The sequence below is a fragment of the Shewanella loihica PV-4 genome, from assembly GCF_000016065.1.
In the GTDB taxonomy this organism is placed as follows: domain Bacteria; phylum Pseudomonadota; class Gammaproteobacteria; order Enterobacterales; family Shewanellaceae; genus Shewanella; species Shewanella loihica.
The window spans coordinates 815,536-828,982 of sequence record NC_009092.1; the positions used below are offsets into that span (position 1 = coordinate 815,536).

Consider the following 13,447-nt stretch of genomic DNA (forward strand, 5'->3'; position numbering starts at 1 on the left):
TCTAAGGAACCAAAAGGGAAAGCGCGAAGATGTTTGCCAGAGAGTTAAACCTGTTTTTTATCGCCATGGGCTTCTTTACCCGGATCCCCATGCCGACCTGGGTGAAGGTCGACAATGAGCGGCTCAATCAGGCCAGCCGTTACTTCGCCCTGGTCGGCGTGCTTGTCGGTGGCCTCTGCGCCCTGGTCTATAGCCTGGCGACTCAGGTATTGCCTATCAGCGTCGCCATCTTACTCGCCATGGTGGCCGGGCTGCTGCTCACCGGCGGCTTCCACGAGGATGGCCTGGCGGATACCGCCGACGGATTCGGTGGCGGCTGGCAGGTGCAGGATAAGCTCACCATAATGAAAGACTCGCGTGTCGGCACCTACGGCGTGCTGGCCCTGGTGATGAGCCTGCTGTTTAAGTTTGTGCTGCTCAGTGAAATTGCCCTGTTCGATGGCGATCTTGTGATGGCAGCCTTGGTGGTGGGCCACTGCCTGAGCCGTATGGTGGCGGCCTCCTTAATCTTCACCGAGACCTATGTACGCGATGACGACAGCAGCAAGAGCAAGCCCCTGGCCCAGTCGCAGACCACAAATGAGCTGGGCATTTTGCTGCTGACGGGCATCCTCACCCTCTGGCTCAGCGGTATCGCCTCGGCGCTCTCCCTCTGTCTGGTGTTGCTGGCGGCGCGCCAACTGCTGGTACGCAGTTATCGCCGTCAGATTGGCGGCTATACAGGCGATGTGTTGGGGGCCACCCAGCAAGTGATCGAGCTGCTCTGTTACCTGTTTATCCTGGTGATCAGCCTATGATGCACCTGGTTCTAGGCGGCGCTCGCAGTGGCAAGTCTCGCCATGGCCTTTCCCTGGTGGCCGATTATGTGGCAAGGGGTTATGAGTGCCTGTTTGTGGCCACCGCCCAGGGGCTGGATGAGGAGATGCGCGCGCGCATCGCCCGCCACCAGGATGAGCGCCGTGAGGATGGTTTGTCCTGGCAGACCCTGGAGTGTCCGCTACACTTGAGTGCTTGTATCGAAACTCACGCCAGGGAGAAACGGGTGATCTTAGTCGATTGCCTCACCCTCTGGCTCACCAATCAGTTACTCGAGGGCGATGACTGGCCGCTCGCCAGGGCGGCGCTGCTGCGCGCCCTGGAAACTGCGCCCGGGGCTGTCGTGCTGATCAGCAATGAGGTGGGCTGCGGCGTGGTACCGGCCGACCCCTTGAGTCGCCGCTTCGTCGACGAGGCGGGTTGGCTGCATCAGGCGATAGCTCAGCGAGCCCAGCAGGTGGTCTTGGTCACCGCCGGTCTGCCGCTGATCCTCAAGGATGAGACGAGCCAGGGCGCCAAGGAATAGGAAGAGAAGTCAATGACACCAGATAACTTAAGTAATCAGTGCAATCCGAGCAAACAGGGCGAGCAGGGCAATAGCAATCAAGAGGCGAGTGGCAATATCTTGATGGTGCAGGGCACCACTTCGGATGCGGGTAAGAGCACCCTGGTGGCGGGCCTGTGCCGCTACTTCGCCCGTGAGGGGCGCAGGGTGGCGCCCTTCAAGCCGCAAAACATGGCACTCAATAGCGCGGTGACCCTTGACGGCGGTGAGATAGGCCGCGCCCAGGCGCTGCAGGCCGAGGCCTGTTACCTTGCGCCCCACACAGACTTCAACCCCATACTGCTTAAACCCAACTCGGACACCAGCTCCCAGGTGATAGTCCAGGGCAAGGCCCTGTCCCACATGGAGGCCCAGACCTATTTTGGCAAAGACAGCCAGGGGTATCGCACCAAGGCGATGGCGGCGGTGCTGGACTCGCTGTCACGCCTGGAGCAGCAGTATGAGCTGATCTTGGTGGAAGGGGCGGGCAGCCCGGCGGAGATCAACCTGCGCGAGGGGGATATCGCCAACATGGGCTTCGCCGAGGCGGTGGACTGCCCGGTGATCCTGATCGCCGACATCGACAAGGGCGGGGTGTTCGCCCATATCGTCGGCACCCTGGCGCTGCTGTCTGCATCCGAGCAGGCCAGAGTCAAGGGCGTGGTGATCAATCGTTTTCGCGGTGACATCTCCCTGCTTAAGCCTGGCCTGGATTGGCTCGAGGCCAGTATAGACAAGCCAGTGCTGGGCGTCTTGCCCTATCTTAACGATCTGCATCTGGAGGCCGAGGACGCCCTGGATGCCCGCCAGGTGAGCAGTGGCAACACCCGCTTTCGGGTCTTGGTGCTGGTCTTTCCCCGCATCAGCAATCACACAGATTTCGACCCCCTCAGGCTGCATCCGGATATCGACTTTCGCTATCAGCAGGTAAACGAGGCCTACGACGGTCAGGCAATTGATGCCGATCTCATCATACTGCCCGGCAGCAAGAGTGTGCGGCAGGACCTGGCCACCATGGTCGAACAGGGCTGGGATCGCGCCCTTAAGCGCCACCTGAGATATGGCGGCAAGGTGATCGGCATCTGTGGTGGTTATCAGATGTTGGGGCTGGCCATCGAAGATCCCCAAGGGGTCGAGGGCGAGGCCGGCGACAGCGATGGCCTGGGGCTACTGCCCATAGTCACAGAGCTGACCCCTAACAAGCGTCTGGCTCAGGTTAAAGGCACGATAAAACTGGTGGGTGAGAGCGCCAGCATCGCAGGTTATGAGATCCACTGTGGTCGCTCCACGCTGTTATCTAAGGCGACCAAGCCCCTCACCCTGACGAGTGACGAGGGTAATCAGTTTAACGAGGGCTGCCTGTCTCATGATGGTCAGATCCTGGGCAGCTATCTGCATGGTCTGTTCGACAGCCCTGAGGCCTGTGCGCTGCTCCTTGGCTGGGCCGGGCTCAGCAGCGCGGCCGCCGTCGATCCCGATGCGATCAAACAGGCACAGTTAGACCGCCTGGCCGATACCCTGGCCGAGCATCTGGACATGGCGAGGCTGAGCGCCATCCTCGTCGAGACGCCACTAAGGCGACCAAACAAGAATAATTAGCTAAAGGAGAAAAGATGAGCGCGGATAAGCAGGCGGAAAATCAGGCGGAAAATCATAAGGCCGAGCGTCATAAGGCGCGTCAGCAGAAGGTGAAGGAGGCGGTGGACGCCAAGATCGCCAAGGCTCAGACCGAGAAGGGCGTGCTGCTGGTGATGACGGGTAACGGCAAGGGCAAGACCACGGCGGGTTTCGGTAACATCACCCGCGCCGTCGGTCATGGCAAGAAGGCCGCCGTGGTGCAATTTATCAAGGGCAACTGGCCCTGCGGCGAGCGCGCCGTGCTGGAGAAGGTCGGAGTCGAGTTTCATGTGATGGCCACCGGCTTTACCTGGGAGACCCAGGACAGAGAGAAGGATACCCTGGCGGCGCTGAGTGCCTGGGAGGCGGCCGAGACCCTGCTGAGCGACGACACCATAGACATAGTGCTGCTGGACGAACTCACCTACATGGTGAGCTATCACTATCTTGATCTGGACAGGGTGCTGACGGCGATCAAGAACCGTCCGCCCATGCAGCATGTGATTGTCACGGGGCGTGCCTGTCATAGGGCGATTTTGGAGCTGGCGGATACCGTGAGTGAGGTGCAGCCCATAAAGCATGCATTTGAGAGTGGCGTTAAAGCCCAGCTCGGCTTCGACTACTGAAAATTGCTATTGCAGTGCTCAATTGCGGCGTTGCGTCCTCATTCACGGCTCGCCTACCGGTAGGTATGTCTTCGCCGTTCATTGCGGGGCGCCTTGCACTAGAGCACTTCATGACGCAATTTAGATTTCTTCCTGTTTGCTCCTGTGGCGGTATTGTCTGCGCTGACTCACCCAATCACATACTCATGTATGCTCATGGGCTGAGCCAGCTGGACGGCTTAGCCACAGAAGCAAACAGATTGAAATGAGCGAGTGGATTTTCTTCGAGCTCACCACGGTGGCGATCTCTGTGAAAAATTGATTGGGATGGCGGGTTGAAATGTTTGATTGCGAACAAGTTATTGTTCTGTCAGCTTAATATGGAAAGGGAAAAGGAATAGATGAAGATGAGGGTTAAGCTGTGGCTGTTGTTGGCCTTGCTGCTGTGTGTGCCTGGGCTTAAGGCGGCGCCTGCAAAACGGATCATCGCCCTGTCGCCCCATGGGGTGGAGATGCTGTTTAGTATAGGGGCGGGGGACAGTGTAGTCGCGACCACAGATCATGCCGATTTTCCCGATGCGGCCAAGGCGATCCCGCGGATCGGCGGCTACTACGGCATACAGATAGAGAAAGTTATCGAGCTCGACCCGGATCTGATTGTCATCTGGGGCGGCGGCAACAAGCGCGAGGATATCGAGCGCCTGACCCAGCTGGGTTATCCCATCTATAACAGCGACCCTAAGACGTTGGAGGCGGTGGCTGACGATCTGCTGGCGCTGGGCAAGCTGACCGGCAAGGAGCGCGAAGCGGAGCGGGTGGCCGAGCAGTACCTTATCGGCCTCAAGGCGCTCAGTAAGGAAAATCGGGCCAAGGCGGCGGTGCGGGTCTTCTATCAGCTCTGGTCAGTGCCTCTGATGACGGTGGCCGAGGGCAGCTGGATAGAGCAGATTATCCAGGTCTGCCACGGCGAGAATGTGTTTAGCGACGCGGGGAACGAGTATCCCCAGGTGAGCCTGGAGGCCGTGCTGCTCAAGCAACCTCAGGTGATATTGCAGAGTCAGGATGAGGGCAATGTGCGCGGCATTGACTGGTCTGCCTGGCAGGAGATCCCGGCGGTGAAGCAGCGCCACATCTATCAACTGGATGCCGACCTATTGCATCGAGCGACACCAAGGGCCATCTTAGGGATTGAATCTTTGTGCAAGGCCCTGGACAAGGCGAGATAAACACAAATTAAAATTAAAACTAAAGCTAAAACAATGCGCTAAACAATAAGGAGATAAATGATGACTATGCTACTGGCCTGCCTACTCTTTGCCATGTTGCTTCCCTACCTGGCCAAGGTGCCCGTGGCCATGGCGATGGCCAAGCAGGGGGGCTATGACAACGCCTATCCCAGAAGCCAGCAGGCTCAGCTGACCGGCTTCGGCGCCCGCGCCTTGGCAGCACATCAGAACGCCTTCGAGTCCCTGCTGATCTTCGCCGTGGCGGCGCTGACCGTGATCGCACGGGACAAGGTCGACGACACAGTTGGTCTGTTAGCCCTTGTGCATGTGCTGGCAAGATGTGCCTATCATCTCCTCTACCTGCTGGATAAGAGCACCCTGCGTTCGCTTTCCTGGTTCGTGGCCATTATCGCCGCCTTCGCCATCTTCGCCCGGGCGTTTTAACTCCTTCCTTAATGCCCACTCAGTGGGTTCGCCATGAGCGCAGCCCTGTACTTTTAGAGAGAGGGGCTGCCGCTTACTAGCTCGCTAATCTTCCAAGTGTTTTAACGCTCTACCCGGCTTTCTCCTATGTCCGTACTTTCTCATCTGTCCGGCTTTCCTCATATGCGGACACTCGGGGAAAATGACCGGACACTTTTGCGGGTGTCCGCGGACACTTTCATGAAATACTTAGCGGACATCTTCATCTAAATTATTGAAAATTAGTGAATATAAAAGTTGGCACGGCAATTGTAATCCTAATGGGCAGAAATCGACTCGGTCGAGTAACGGACACTGTTAGGGATAAACAATGATTAAAGATACCAGCGCACAAGATAAGCAAGTTGCCCCCAGCCTCGGACGCCGCATCAAATGGCCTGTCACTATCGGCGCAGGCGTTCTCCTGGTTTCTGGTCTGGTGTGGGCCAGCGTCAGTGGCAGCAGCGTGAGCGAGTCTATCGACCGTAGCGAGCTGCGTTTTGCCACTCTGGAACGCGGCACCTTAGTGCGTGATATCGCCTCTACCGGCAAGATAGTCGCCGCCAACGCCCCTATCCTCTACGCCCCAGAGAAGGGCACGGTAACCTTAATCGCCAACCCGGGTGACAAGGTGGAGCAGGGCCAGGTGGTTGCCACCATAGAGAGCCACAGCCTGACCAACAACCTCAAGCAGCAGCAGGCGCTGCTGGAAGGGATGCAGAGCAGCCTTGAGCGTGCCCGTCTCGATGCCCGTCGTGATCAGCTTAAGGCGATACAGACCCTGGATATGGCCAAGGTGGATCTCGAGGCGGCGGATCGCGAGAGTCGCCGTGGCGACCAGCTGATCGAGTCCAGCCTGATCTCTAAGATAGATTATGAGAAGAGCAAGGATGAGCTGCACAAGGCCAAGCTGCTCTACGCTCACGCCCAGCAGGAAGCCGAGCTGATGAAAGATACCCTCAGCTTCGAGCTGAAGAACAAGGCCTCAGAGGTGGATCGTCAGGCCCTGGTGGTCGCCGAGCTTGAACGTCAGGTGGCGGCGCTGAACATCACGGCCCCCGTCGGCGGCATCATAGGTAACTGGCTGACCGAGCAGAAGGCCCGTATCGGCCAGAGCCAGCCCATATTGACCGTTGTGGATCTCAGCGCCTTCGAGGCCGAGCTGGCGGTGCCAGAATCCTACGCCGACGAGCTGGGGATTGGCATGGATGTCGAGCTTAACTTCGGCGGCCAGCTGGTGATGGGCAAACTGTCGGCCATCTCTCCCGAGGTGCGCAACCGTGAGGTGACTACCCGAGTGCGCTTCGAGCAGCAAGCTGCCCTGCACCTGCGTCAGAACCAGCGTCTGTCGGCCCGCGTCTTACTGGAAAATCGTCCCGACGTGCTCATGGTCAAGCGTGGCCCCTTCGTCAACAGTGGCGGCGGCACCCTGGTCTATGCCGTCAAGAACGACCTGGCCGAGCGCACCGAGATCCAACTGGGTGCCCGCAGCATGAGCCACATAGAGGTGGTCTCGGGCGGTGAGGTCGGCGACCAGTGGATTATCTCCTCCACCGACGCCTTTAAGAACGCCGAACAAGTATTGATCCGCTAAGGAGCTAAGCGATGAAGACCCTGATGATAAAGCTACATCCAGAACGAGTGGTCGCAGGACTGGCGCTATTGCTCCTGCTGGTGGCGACTCAGGTCTATACCCAGGATGCCTCAGACTGGTTTCTGCTCGGGCTCAACATATTAGAAGCGACCGGCATGCACGGGCAACCGGTCGATAGTAGCCAACTTCCCGACGTCGCCAGAGTTGGCGGTGATTTAACTCAATGGTTATTGGCCCGATTGTCCTAGTTCGTCCGGGCATAGGCGCAATAACAAACTGAATAACGCGATACAAAAACAAAGGATACAACCCATGTTAACGATGAAAAATATCAACAAGGTGTTTAAAACGGATTTGGTGGAAACCCATGCGTTACGGGATTTCAATCTCGAGGTTAAGGAAGGTGAGTTTGTCGCCGTCACCGGGCCGTCTGGTTCGGGCAAGACCACCTTTCTCAACATCGCCGGCCTGTTAGAAGGCTTTACTAACGGCGAATATCATCTGGACGATGTCAACATCTCTAACCTGAGCGATAACAAGGCGGCCGCCATTCGCAACGAGAAGATAGGCTTTATCTTTCAGGGCTTTAACCTGATCCCCGACCTTAACCTGGCGGAGAATGTCGAGGTGCCACTGCGCTATCGCGGCTTCAACGCCAAGGAGCGTCAGCGCCGCGTGAAGGCCGCGCTGGAGCAAGTGGGTCTGGGGGCACGTATGAAGCATCTGCCATCACAACTTTCCGGTGGTCAGCAGCAGCGTGTGGCGATTGCCCGCGCCCTGGCTGGCGAACCAAGATTTCTCCTCGCCGACGAGCCAACAGGTAACTTGGACAGCCTGATGGCTCGTCAGGTGATGGAGCTTTTAGAAGAGATCAACAAGGCGGGCACCACCATCATCATGGTGACTCACGATCCCGAATTGGCGCGCCGCGCCCAGCGAAACATTCAGATCGTCGACGGTCAGGTGTGTGACTTCACCCTGTACCAGGGCGGTCAGTCGCACCTGGTCGATACGGCCGAAAAAGTGGCCAGCTAAGGAGAGTAAGCATGTTTCTATATTACGTCGATCTGGCCTGGCGCAGCATACGCAAGACGCCGATTCTGTCGCTGCTCATGGTGCTGGCCATCTCTGTGGGGATAGGCATCACCATCACCACGCTTAACGTCTACAGCATGATGGCCTATAACCCGGGCGGTGAGCGCTCCGAGCAGCTCAACGCGATTCAGCTCTGGTCACAGGGACCGGATTCCTGGGACGACTTTCATCGCTTGGTCACCTATCAGGATGCGATGAACCTGCGTAAGGGCAATGTGGCTAAGGCCCAGGCGGCCATGTTCCGTAGCGGCATGGCGGTGCAGACAGACGACCCTGAGGTGTTGCCAAGGTTGCAGGGCATCAGGGTGACCGATGGCGACTTCTTCAAGATGTTTGAGGTGCCTTTTATCTATGGCAATCGCTGGGACAAGGCGGTGGATCTGGACCCTGCCTATCAGGCGGTGATCGGTGAGAAACTTAACCAGAAGCTGTTTGGCGGCGAGAATAGCGTCGGCAAGACCATCTACCTCAACCGCAAGCCCTATCAGGTGGTGGGTGTGATCGGCGACTGGAATCCTCAGCCTAAGTATTACGATCCGACCAGTGGCGCCTTCGCCAAATCGGAGCAGATCTATATTCCATTTTCGCTGGCGGCAAACGAAGAGTTTAGCGTCTGGGGCAACTCGTCGGGTTGGAAACATGAGCCGATGAACAACTATCAGGACAGGTTGAATTCGGAGAAGGTGTGGTTGGAGTACTGGACCTATCTGCCGACGAGTGAAGATCGCGCCGCCTACAAGAGCTATCTGGCCAACTATGTGGAGCAGCAGAAGGAGCTGGGCCGTTTCACCGATAACAAGTCACCTGTCGACTCTGTGCTCATGTCAGATGTCGCCGACTGGTTGGAGCGCAGCCATGTGGTGCCTGAAGATAACAAGATTCTGGTGGGACTGAGCGCCTTGTTCCTCAGCGTCTGTCTGGTGAACATCCTCGGCCTGATGCTGACCAAGTTTCTCAAGCGTGCGCCCGAGGTGGGTGTCAGACGAGCCATCGGCGCCAGCCGGGCACAGATCTTCTCTCAGTACATGGTGGAAGTGGGCGTCATCGGCCTGTTTGGTGGCCTGGTGGGACTGCTATGGGCCTGGGGCGCGCTTTACGCCCTGTCGGCACGCTTCGGCGTCGCCGAGGGATTGACCCATCTCTCGATGAGCATGTGGTTGATCACCCCAACCATCGCCGTGGGTACCGCGCTGCTGGCCGGACTCTATCCTGCCTGGGTGGTGTGTCGCACTAAACCAAGTGTCTACTTGAAGAGCCAATAAGGGATTGAAAATGCTTAACATTAAACCAATTTTTAGCAGTTTGCTCCGCAGTAAGAGTGGCCCGGTATTGCTACTGGTGCAGATTATCCTGTCGGTGGCCATAGTCGCCAACGCCAGTTTCATCATCCATGAGCGTCTCGAGCTGATGCAGCGTGACTCTGGGATTAATGAAGAGGAGGTGTTGACCTTCAGTGTGTTTAACTTCGACCCCAGCATAGATATCGAGCAGCAGAACAAGATAGATCAACAGATCCTGCGCGGTTTGCCTAACGTGCAGGCGGCCACCTCTACCAACATGTTGCCCCTGAGCGGCAGTGGTTGGTCGAGTACCCTCAACCTGGGACCAGATCCAGAGACGGCCAAGTCGACGCCACAGTTTGCCATGTACCTGGGCACAGAGCATACCGTTAAGACGCTTGGGCTCAAGCTCATCGAGGGACGCAACTTCTACGCCGATGAGATCAATAAGAGCGTCAACGATCCCGGTAAGCTGGCGATCATCTCCAAGGCGTTTGGTGAGGCGGTATGGCCGGGTGAGTCGGCCATCGGCAAGTTGCTCTATATCGATGACGAGCAGCTTGAGGTGATCGGCGTGGTGGAGAAGTTTCAGGGCGCCTGGGTTGACAGCGATGAGCTTGAATACAGTGTGATCCACAACGTCGATTTTGCGGGTTATAGCTATATGGTGCGTGCGGAGCCCGGCCAGCATGAGGCGTTGCAAGATGCCATCACCAAGGCCTTGATGAAGGAGAATCCTAATCGGGTGATCGATGACTTCCAGTCTGTCGCCGAGGTGAAGAAGCGCTCCTACCGAGATCACGAGCTGATGATAACCGTGCTCTCCATGATGGTGGTCCTGCTGCTGTTGATCACTAGCCTAGGCCTGACCGGTATGGTGATGTTCAACATCCAGCGCCGCACCAAGCAGATAGGTACTCGCCGCGCCCTGGGCGCGACCAAGGGGGATATCCTCAGCCTCTTCCTGGTGGAGAACTACCTTATCTGTCTCTCAGGTGGCGTATTAGGGGCCAGCCTGGCGGTGCTGCTGGGGCAGCAGCTGATGAAGTACTATGATCTGCCGCAGCTCAACCTGCTCTACCCGCTCATGACGGTAGTAGGCATGATGCTGGTGACCACAGTGGCCGTGGTACTGCCGGCGCGCAAGGCGGCGAACATCTCGCCGGCCATGGCGACCCGCAGCGTCTAAGCTTGGTCTTTAACTCACGGCGCTAAACCAGGACGCTAAACAAGAGACACCGAAAGCGTTTGCCCTTTTCATCGGCGGCGCTTTCGGTTAGTTTGTTGCTCTGCAAGTAAAAAGTTAATAAGAATATATGGATACGATTCTCATCGTCGACGACAATCAGGCAGTATGCAGCGCGCTCTCCCTGATGCTCGAACTCAATGGATTTAAGACCCTAACTTGTTTCTCCCCGGAGGAGGCACTGGGCTTGGTGGCTGAGCAGGAGATCGCCCTGGTGATCCAGGACATGAACTTCACCCAGGACACCACCTCGGGCGAGGAGGGCAAGCGCCTGTTCTACGATATCCGTGCCTGCCAGCCCCAGCTACCCATCATACTCCTGACCGCCTGGACTCAGCTGGAGCTGGCGGTGGAGCTGGTGAAGGAGGGCGCCGCCGACTACATGGGCAAGCCCTGGGACGATGATAAGCTGCTTAACAGCGTCAACAACCTGATTTCCCTCCACGCCCTGTCGCGGCAGAATTCGCAGCTGGCCCGCTCCGAGCACCAGCGGATGTCGGCGATCAAGGATGCCGATCTCTGTGGCATCGTCTTCGGCAGCGGCGCCATGCAGCGCTGTATCGATCTGGCGCTGCAGATAGCCAAGTCCGACGTATCAGTGTTGATCACCGGCCCCAACGGCGCCGGTAAGGACAAGCTGGCGGACATACTGCACGCCAACTCCCCCCTCAAACATAAGCCCTTCATTAAGGTGAATATCGGCGCACTGCCGATGGAGCTGCTGGAGGCCGAGCTGTTTGGCGCCGAGGCGGGCGCCTTCACCGGCGCCAACAAGGCGCGCATCGGTCGTTTCGAGGCGGCCGACGGTGGCACCCTGTTTCTCGACGAGATAGGCAACCTGCCGCTGTCGGGTCAGGTGAAGCTGCTGCGGGTGTTGCAGACCGGCGAGTTCGAGCGTCTGGGCAGCCATCAGACCCGTAAGGTCAAGGTGCGGGTGATCAGCGCCACCAATGCGGATCTTGCCGAGGATATCGCCAGCGGTCGTTTCCGCGAGGATCTCTTCTATCGCCTCAATGTGATCGAGCTGGCCTTGCCGCCTCTCAATCAGCGCCAGGACGATATCCTGCCCCTGGTGAATCACTTCATCGGTCAGGACTTTAGCCTGAGTAAGCCCACCCAGCAGGCGCTGGTGAGCTACCCTTGGCCGGGCAATGTGCGCGAGCTGGAGAACGCCTGTAAGCGGGCGGTGATCCTGGCCGCCAGCCCCATGCTGACCATGGCCGACTTTGGCTTGAAGCCTGTGAATGGTTTAAAGCCCGTGAGCGGCTTAAATCCTGTGAGCGGCGCACCATCGACCAGCTCGGTTTCTGCACCTAGCCCGGTAGCGTCGCAACAGGCTCAGGAACAGAGACAGAAACCTCGTTTCGCGGAGCAAGAGGTGGAAACTGACAGAGCACCCACGGTTGATTCAGCTAGCCGCGGTGAGCCTACTGGGGCCGATATCGAGCTGGCCCTGGCGGAGCATAATGGGGTGATCGCCCGGGTGGCCAAGTCCCTGGGGCTGAGCCGTCAGGCGCTCTATCGCCGCATGGAAAAATTTGGGATCGAGAAATAATGCCGACGCTGCGCACTAAGCTCATCTGGGGCAATGTGATTGTTAGTCAGCTAGCCCTTGCCCTGTTTATCCTGCTACTCAAGATGCTGGCGCCAGAGCTGTATCAGGAGGTGGCGCCTGAGCTGATAGTCGCCTGCCTGTTGCTGTCTGGCGGCTTTGCCTGGCTGCTCAGCCGCTGGCTGACCCGGGGGCTGTCGACTAGCCTCAAGGCGCTGGAGGTGGGGCTGCTTAACATCAAAGACAATGATTTCAGCGTGAACATTCCTGTGACGGGGGACAGCCAGCTCAAGGCGCTGGCCAGCCTGTTTAACGAGTCTGCGGCCGTGCTGCGCCGCGAGCGTCAGTATATCTATCAGCGTGAGCTGCTGCTGGATAAGGTGATTCAAAGCTCGCCTAATGTCATGGTGCTGCTGGACGATCGCCAGCGCATCATCTACGCCAACGACGCCGCCCGCCACCTGTTTGCCCAGGGGGCGCGCATTGAGGGCAGCATGTTAGACGAGTTGCTGGACGGCGTCAGCGAGGAGCTGGCCGGCGCGGTCAACAATCCCAAGGGCGGGCTGTTTACCCTGGCGAGCGTGGAGGAGGGCGGCGAAGATGAAACCTGGCATCTCTCGCGGGGACGCTTCCTGCTCAACGGTCAGTATCACCATCTCATTCTGCTCAAGCAGATGACCCGTGAGCTGAACCGTCAGGAGGTGGCGGTATGGAAGAAGGTGATCCGCATCATCAGCCACGAGCTCAACAATTCGGTGGCGCCCATCGCTTCTATGGTCAATTCGGGCCGCAAGCTCACCGAGCCGCTGGATGACCCTAAGCTTAAGCTTATCTTCGACACCATAGAGGACAGGACCAGCCACCTGAGCCAGTTTATCTTCAATTATGCCCGCTTCGCCAAGCTTCCCCTGCCCAAGAAGAGCGAGGTGGATTGGCACAAGTTGGTCACTCAGCTGGCCGAGCATTTCCGTTTCAGTCTGGTGGGGGAGCTGCCTCGGCGCTGCGGCTATTTCGACCTGATTCAGCTGGAGCAGGTGCTGCTGAACCTACTCAAGAACGCCCATGAGTCGGGCTCGCCCGAGGAGTCGGTAAGCCTAAGCGTCAGGGAGCAAGGCCTGGCGGATGGCAGCGACGGTGTGACTATTGAGATAACCGATGAGGGCAGCGGCATGTCGCCGGAGGTATTGACCCAGGCGCTGCTGCCTTTCTATTCCACCAAGCAGTCGGGTACCGGCCTGGGCCTGCCCTTGTGTAGGGAGATCATCGAGGCCCATGACGGCCGTATCAGTCTGCACAATCGCGAGCACAAGGGGCTGCTGGTGCGGATCTGGCTGCCCTATGATCAGGCTCAGCAGCTCGGGCAGGCAAGCGCCTAGACAAGCATTTTAGAGACAAAAACACCGCCAGCTG

Annotated in this window: 13 protein-coding genes; all 13 read left to right on the forward strand. The window is 58.0% G+C overall.

The window, feature by feature from the left end:
• The first annotated feature begins 29 nt into the window (after positions 1-29).
• The 13 genes from SHEW_RS03680 (at position 30) to SHEW_RS03740 (ending at position 13,413) form a co-directional block, all read left to right on the forward strand.
• On the forward strand, positions 30-797 hold the full coding sequence (locus SHEW_RS03680; protein ID WP_011864521.1) for an adenosylcobinamide-GDP ribazoletransferase: 768 nt from the start codon (positions 30-32) through the stop codon (positions 795-797).
• A complete protein-coding gene (cobU, locus tag SHEW_RS03685; RefSeq protein ID WP_011864522.1) occupies positions 794-1,342 on the forward strand; it encodes a bifunctional adenosylcobinamide kinase/adenosylcobinamide-phosphate guanylyltransferase in 549 nt (182 codons plus the stop codon). Before SHEW_RS03680 ends, cobU begins: the two co-directional genes overlap by 4 nt.
• A gap of 12 nt (positions 1,343-1,354) precedes the next feature.
• Positions 1,355-2,959: a cobyric acid synthase gene (locus SHEW_RS03690; RefSeq protein ID WP_011864523.1), complete on the forward strand. Its 1,605-nt coding sequence runs from the start codon at positions 1,355-1,357 to the stop codon at positions 2,957-2,959.
• A gap of 14 nt (positions 2,960-2,973) precedes the next feature.
• A complete protein-coding gene (gene cobO / locus SHEW_RS03695) occupies positions 2,974-3,603 on the forward strand; it encodes a cob(I)yrinic acid a,c-diamide adenosyltransferase (RefSeq protein ID WP_011864524.1) in 630 nt (209 codons plus the stop codon).
• Between the two features lie 380 nt (positions 3,604-3,983).
• A complete protein-coding gene (locus SHEW_RS03700; protein ID WP_011864525.1) occupies positions 3,984-4,808 on the forward strand; it encodes a cobalamin-binding protein in 825 nt (274 codons plus the stop codon).
• 60 nt (positions 4,809-4,868) lie between these two features.
• Positions 4,869-5,252: an MAPEG family protein gene (locus SHEW_RS03705; protein ID WP_041406383.1), complete on the forward strand. Its 384-nt coding sequence runs from the start codon at positions 4,869-4,871 to the stop codon at positions 5,250-5,252.
• 349 nt (positions 5,253-5,601) lie between these two features.
• Entirely contained in the window at positions 5,602-6,864 is a 1,263-nt protein-coding gene (locus SHEW_RS03710; protein WP_011864527.1) for an efflux RND transporter periplasmic adaptor subunit, read from the forward strand.
• A gap of 11 nt (positions 6,865-6,875) precedes the next feature.
• Positions 6,876-7,112, forward strand: a complete 237-nt coding sequence (locus tag SHEW_RS03715; RefSeq protein ID WP_011864528.1) for a hypothetical protein — start codon at positions 6,876-6,878, stop codon at positions 7,110-7,112.
• Between the two features lie 64 nt (positions 7,113-7,176).
• On the forward strand, positions 7,177-7,899 hold the full coding sequence (locus SHEW_RS03720) for an ABC transporter ATP-binding protein (protein WP_011864529.1): 723 nt from the start codon (positions 7,177-7,179) through the stop codon (positions 7,897-7,899).
• A gap of 11 nt (positions 7,900-7,910) precedes the next feature.
• Positions 7,911-9,221: an ABC transporter permease gene (locus tag SHEW_RS03725; RefSeq protein WP_011864530.1), complete on the forward strand. Its 1,311-nt coding sequence runs from the start codon at positions 7,911-7,913 to the stop codon at positions 9,219-9,221.
• Positions 9,222-9,231: 10 nt separating this feature from the next.
• Positions 9,232-10,428: an ABC transporter permease gene (locus tag SHEW_RS03730; RefSeq protein ID WP_011864531.1), complete on the forward strand. Its 1,197-nt coding sequence runs from the start codon at positions 9,232-9,234 to the stop codon at positions 10,426-10,428.
• 127 nt (positions 10,429-10,555) lie between these two features.
• Complete coding sequence (locus SHEW_RS03735; protein ID WP_011864532.1) at positions 10,556-12,040, forward strand: sigma-54-dependent transcriptional regulator; 1,485 nt, start codon at positions 10,556-10,558, stop codon at positions 12,038-12,040.
• Positions 12,040-13,413 (forward strand): sensor histidine kinase, encoded by a 1,374-nt coding sequence (locus tag SHEW_RS03740; protein ID WP_011864533.1) that lies wholly within the window; start codon positions 12,040-12,042, stop codon positions 13,411-13,413. The genes SHEW_RS03735 and SHEW_RS03740 overlap by 1 nt, the downstream gene beginning before the upstream one ends.
• Positions 13,414-13,447: the final 34 nt, after the last annotated feature.

Coding starts and splice junctions, on each gene's coding strand:
- SHEW_RS03680 (WP_011864521.1), top strand. CDS start 30: ATGTTTGCCAGAGAGTTAAACCTGTTTTTTATCGCCATGGGCTTCTTT.
- cobU (WP_011864522.1), top strand. CDS start 794: ATGATGCACCTGGTTCTAGGCGGCGCTCGCAGTGGCAAGTCTCGCCAT.
- SHEW_RS03690 (WP_011864523.1), top strand. CDS start 1,355: ATGACACCAGATAACTTAAGTAATCAGTGCAATCCGAGCAAACAGGGC.
- cobO (WP_011864524.1), top strand. CDS start 2,974: ATGAGCGCGGATAAGCAGGCGGAAAATCAGGCGGAAAATCATAAGGCC.
- SHEW_RS03700 (WP_011864525.1), top strand. CDS start 3,984: ATGAAGATGAGGGTTAAGCTGTGGCTGTTGTTGGCCTTGCTGCTGTGT.
- SHEW_RS03705 (WP_041406383.1), top strand. CDS start 4,869: ATGACTATGCTACTGGCCTGCCTACTCTTTGCCATGTTGCTTCCCTAC.
- SHEW_RS03710 (WP_011864527.1), top strand. CDS start 5,602: ATGATTAAAGATACCAGCGCACAAGATAAGCAAGTTGCCCCCAGCCTC.
- SHEW_RS03715 (WP_011864528.1), top strand. CDS start 6,876: ATGAAGACCCTGATGATAAAGCTACATCCAGAACGAGTGGTCGCAGGA.
- SHEW_RS03720 (WP_011864529.1), top strand. CDS start 7,177: ATGTTAACGATGAAAAATATCAACAAGGTGTTTAAAACGGATTTGGTG.
- SHEW_RS03725 (WP_011864530.1), top strand. CDS start 7,911: ATGTTTCTATATTACGTCGATCTGGCCTGGCGCAGCATACGCAAGACG.
- SHEW_RS03730 (WP_011864531.1), top strand. CDS start 9,232: ATGCTTAACATTAAACCAATTTTTAGCAGTTTGCTCCGCAGTAAGAGT.
- SHEW_RS03735 (WP_011864532.1), top strand. CDS start 10,556: ATGGATACGATTCTCATCGTCGACGACAATCAGGCAGTATGCAGCGCG.
- SHEW_RS03740 (WP_011864533.1), top strand. CDS start 12,040: ATGCCGACGCTGCGCACTAAGCTCATCTGGGGCAATGTGATTGTTAGT.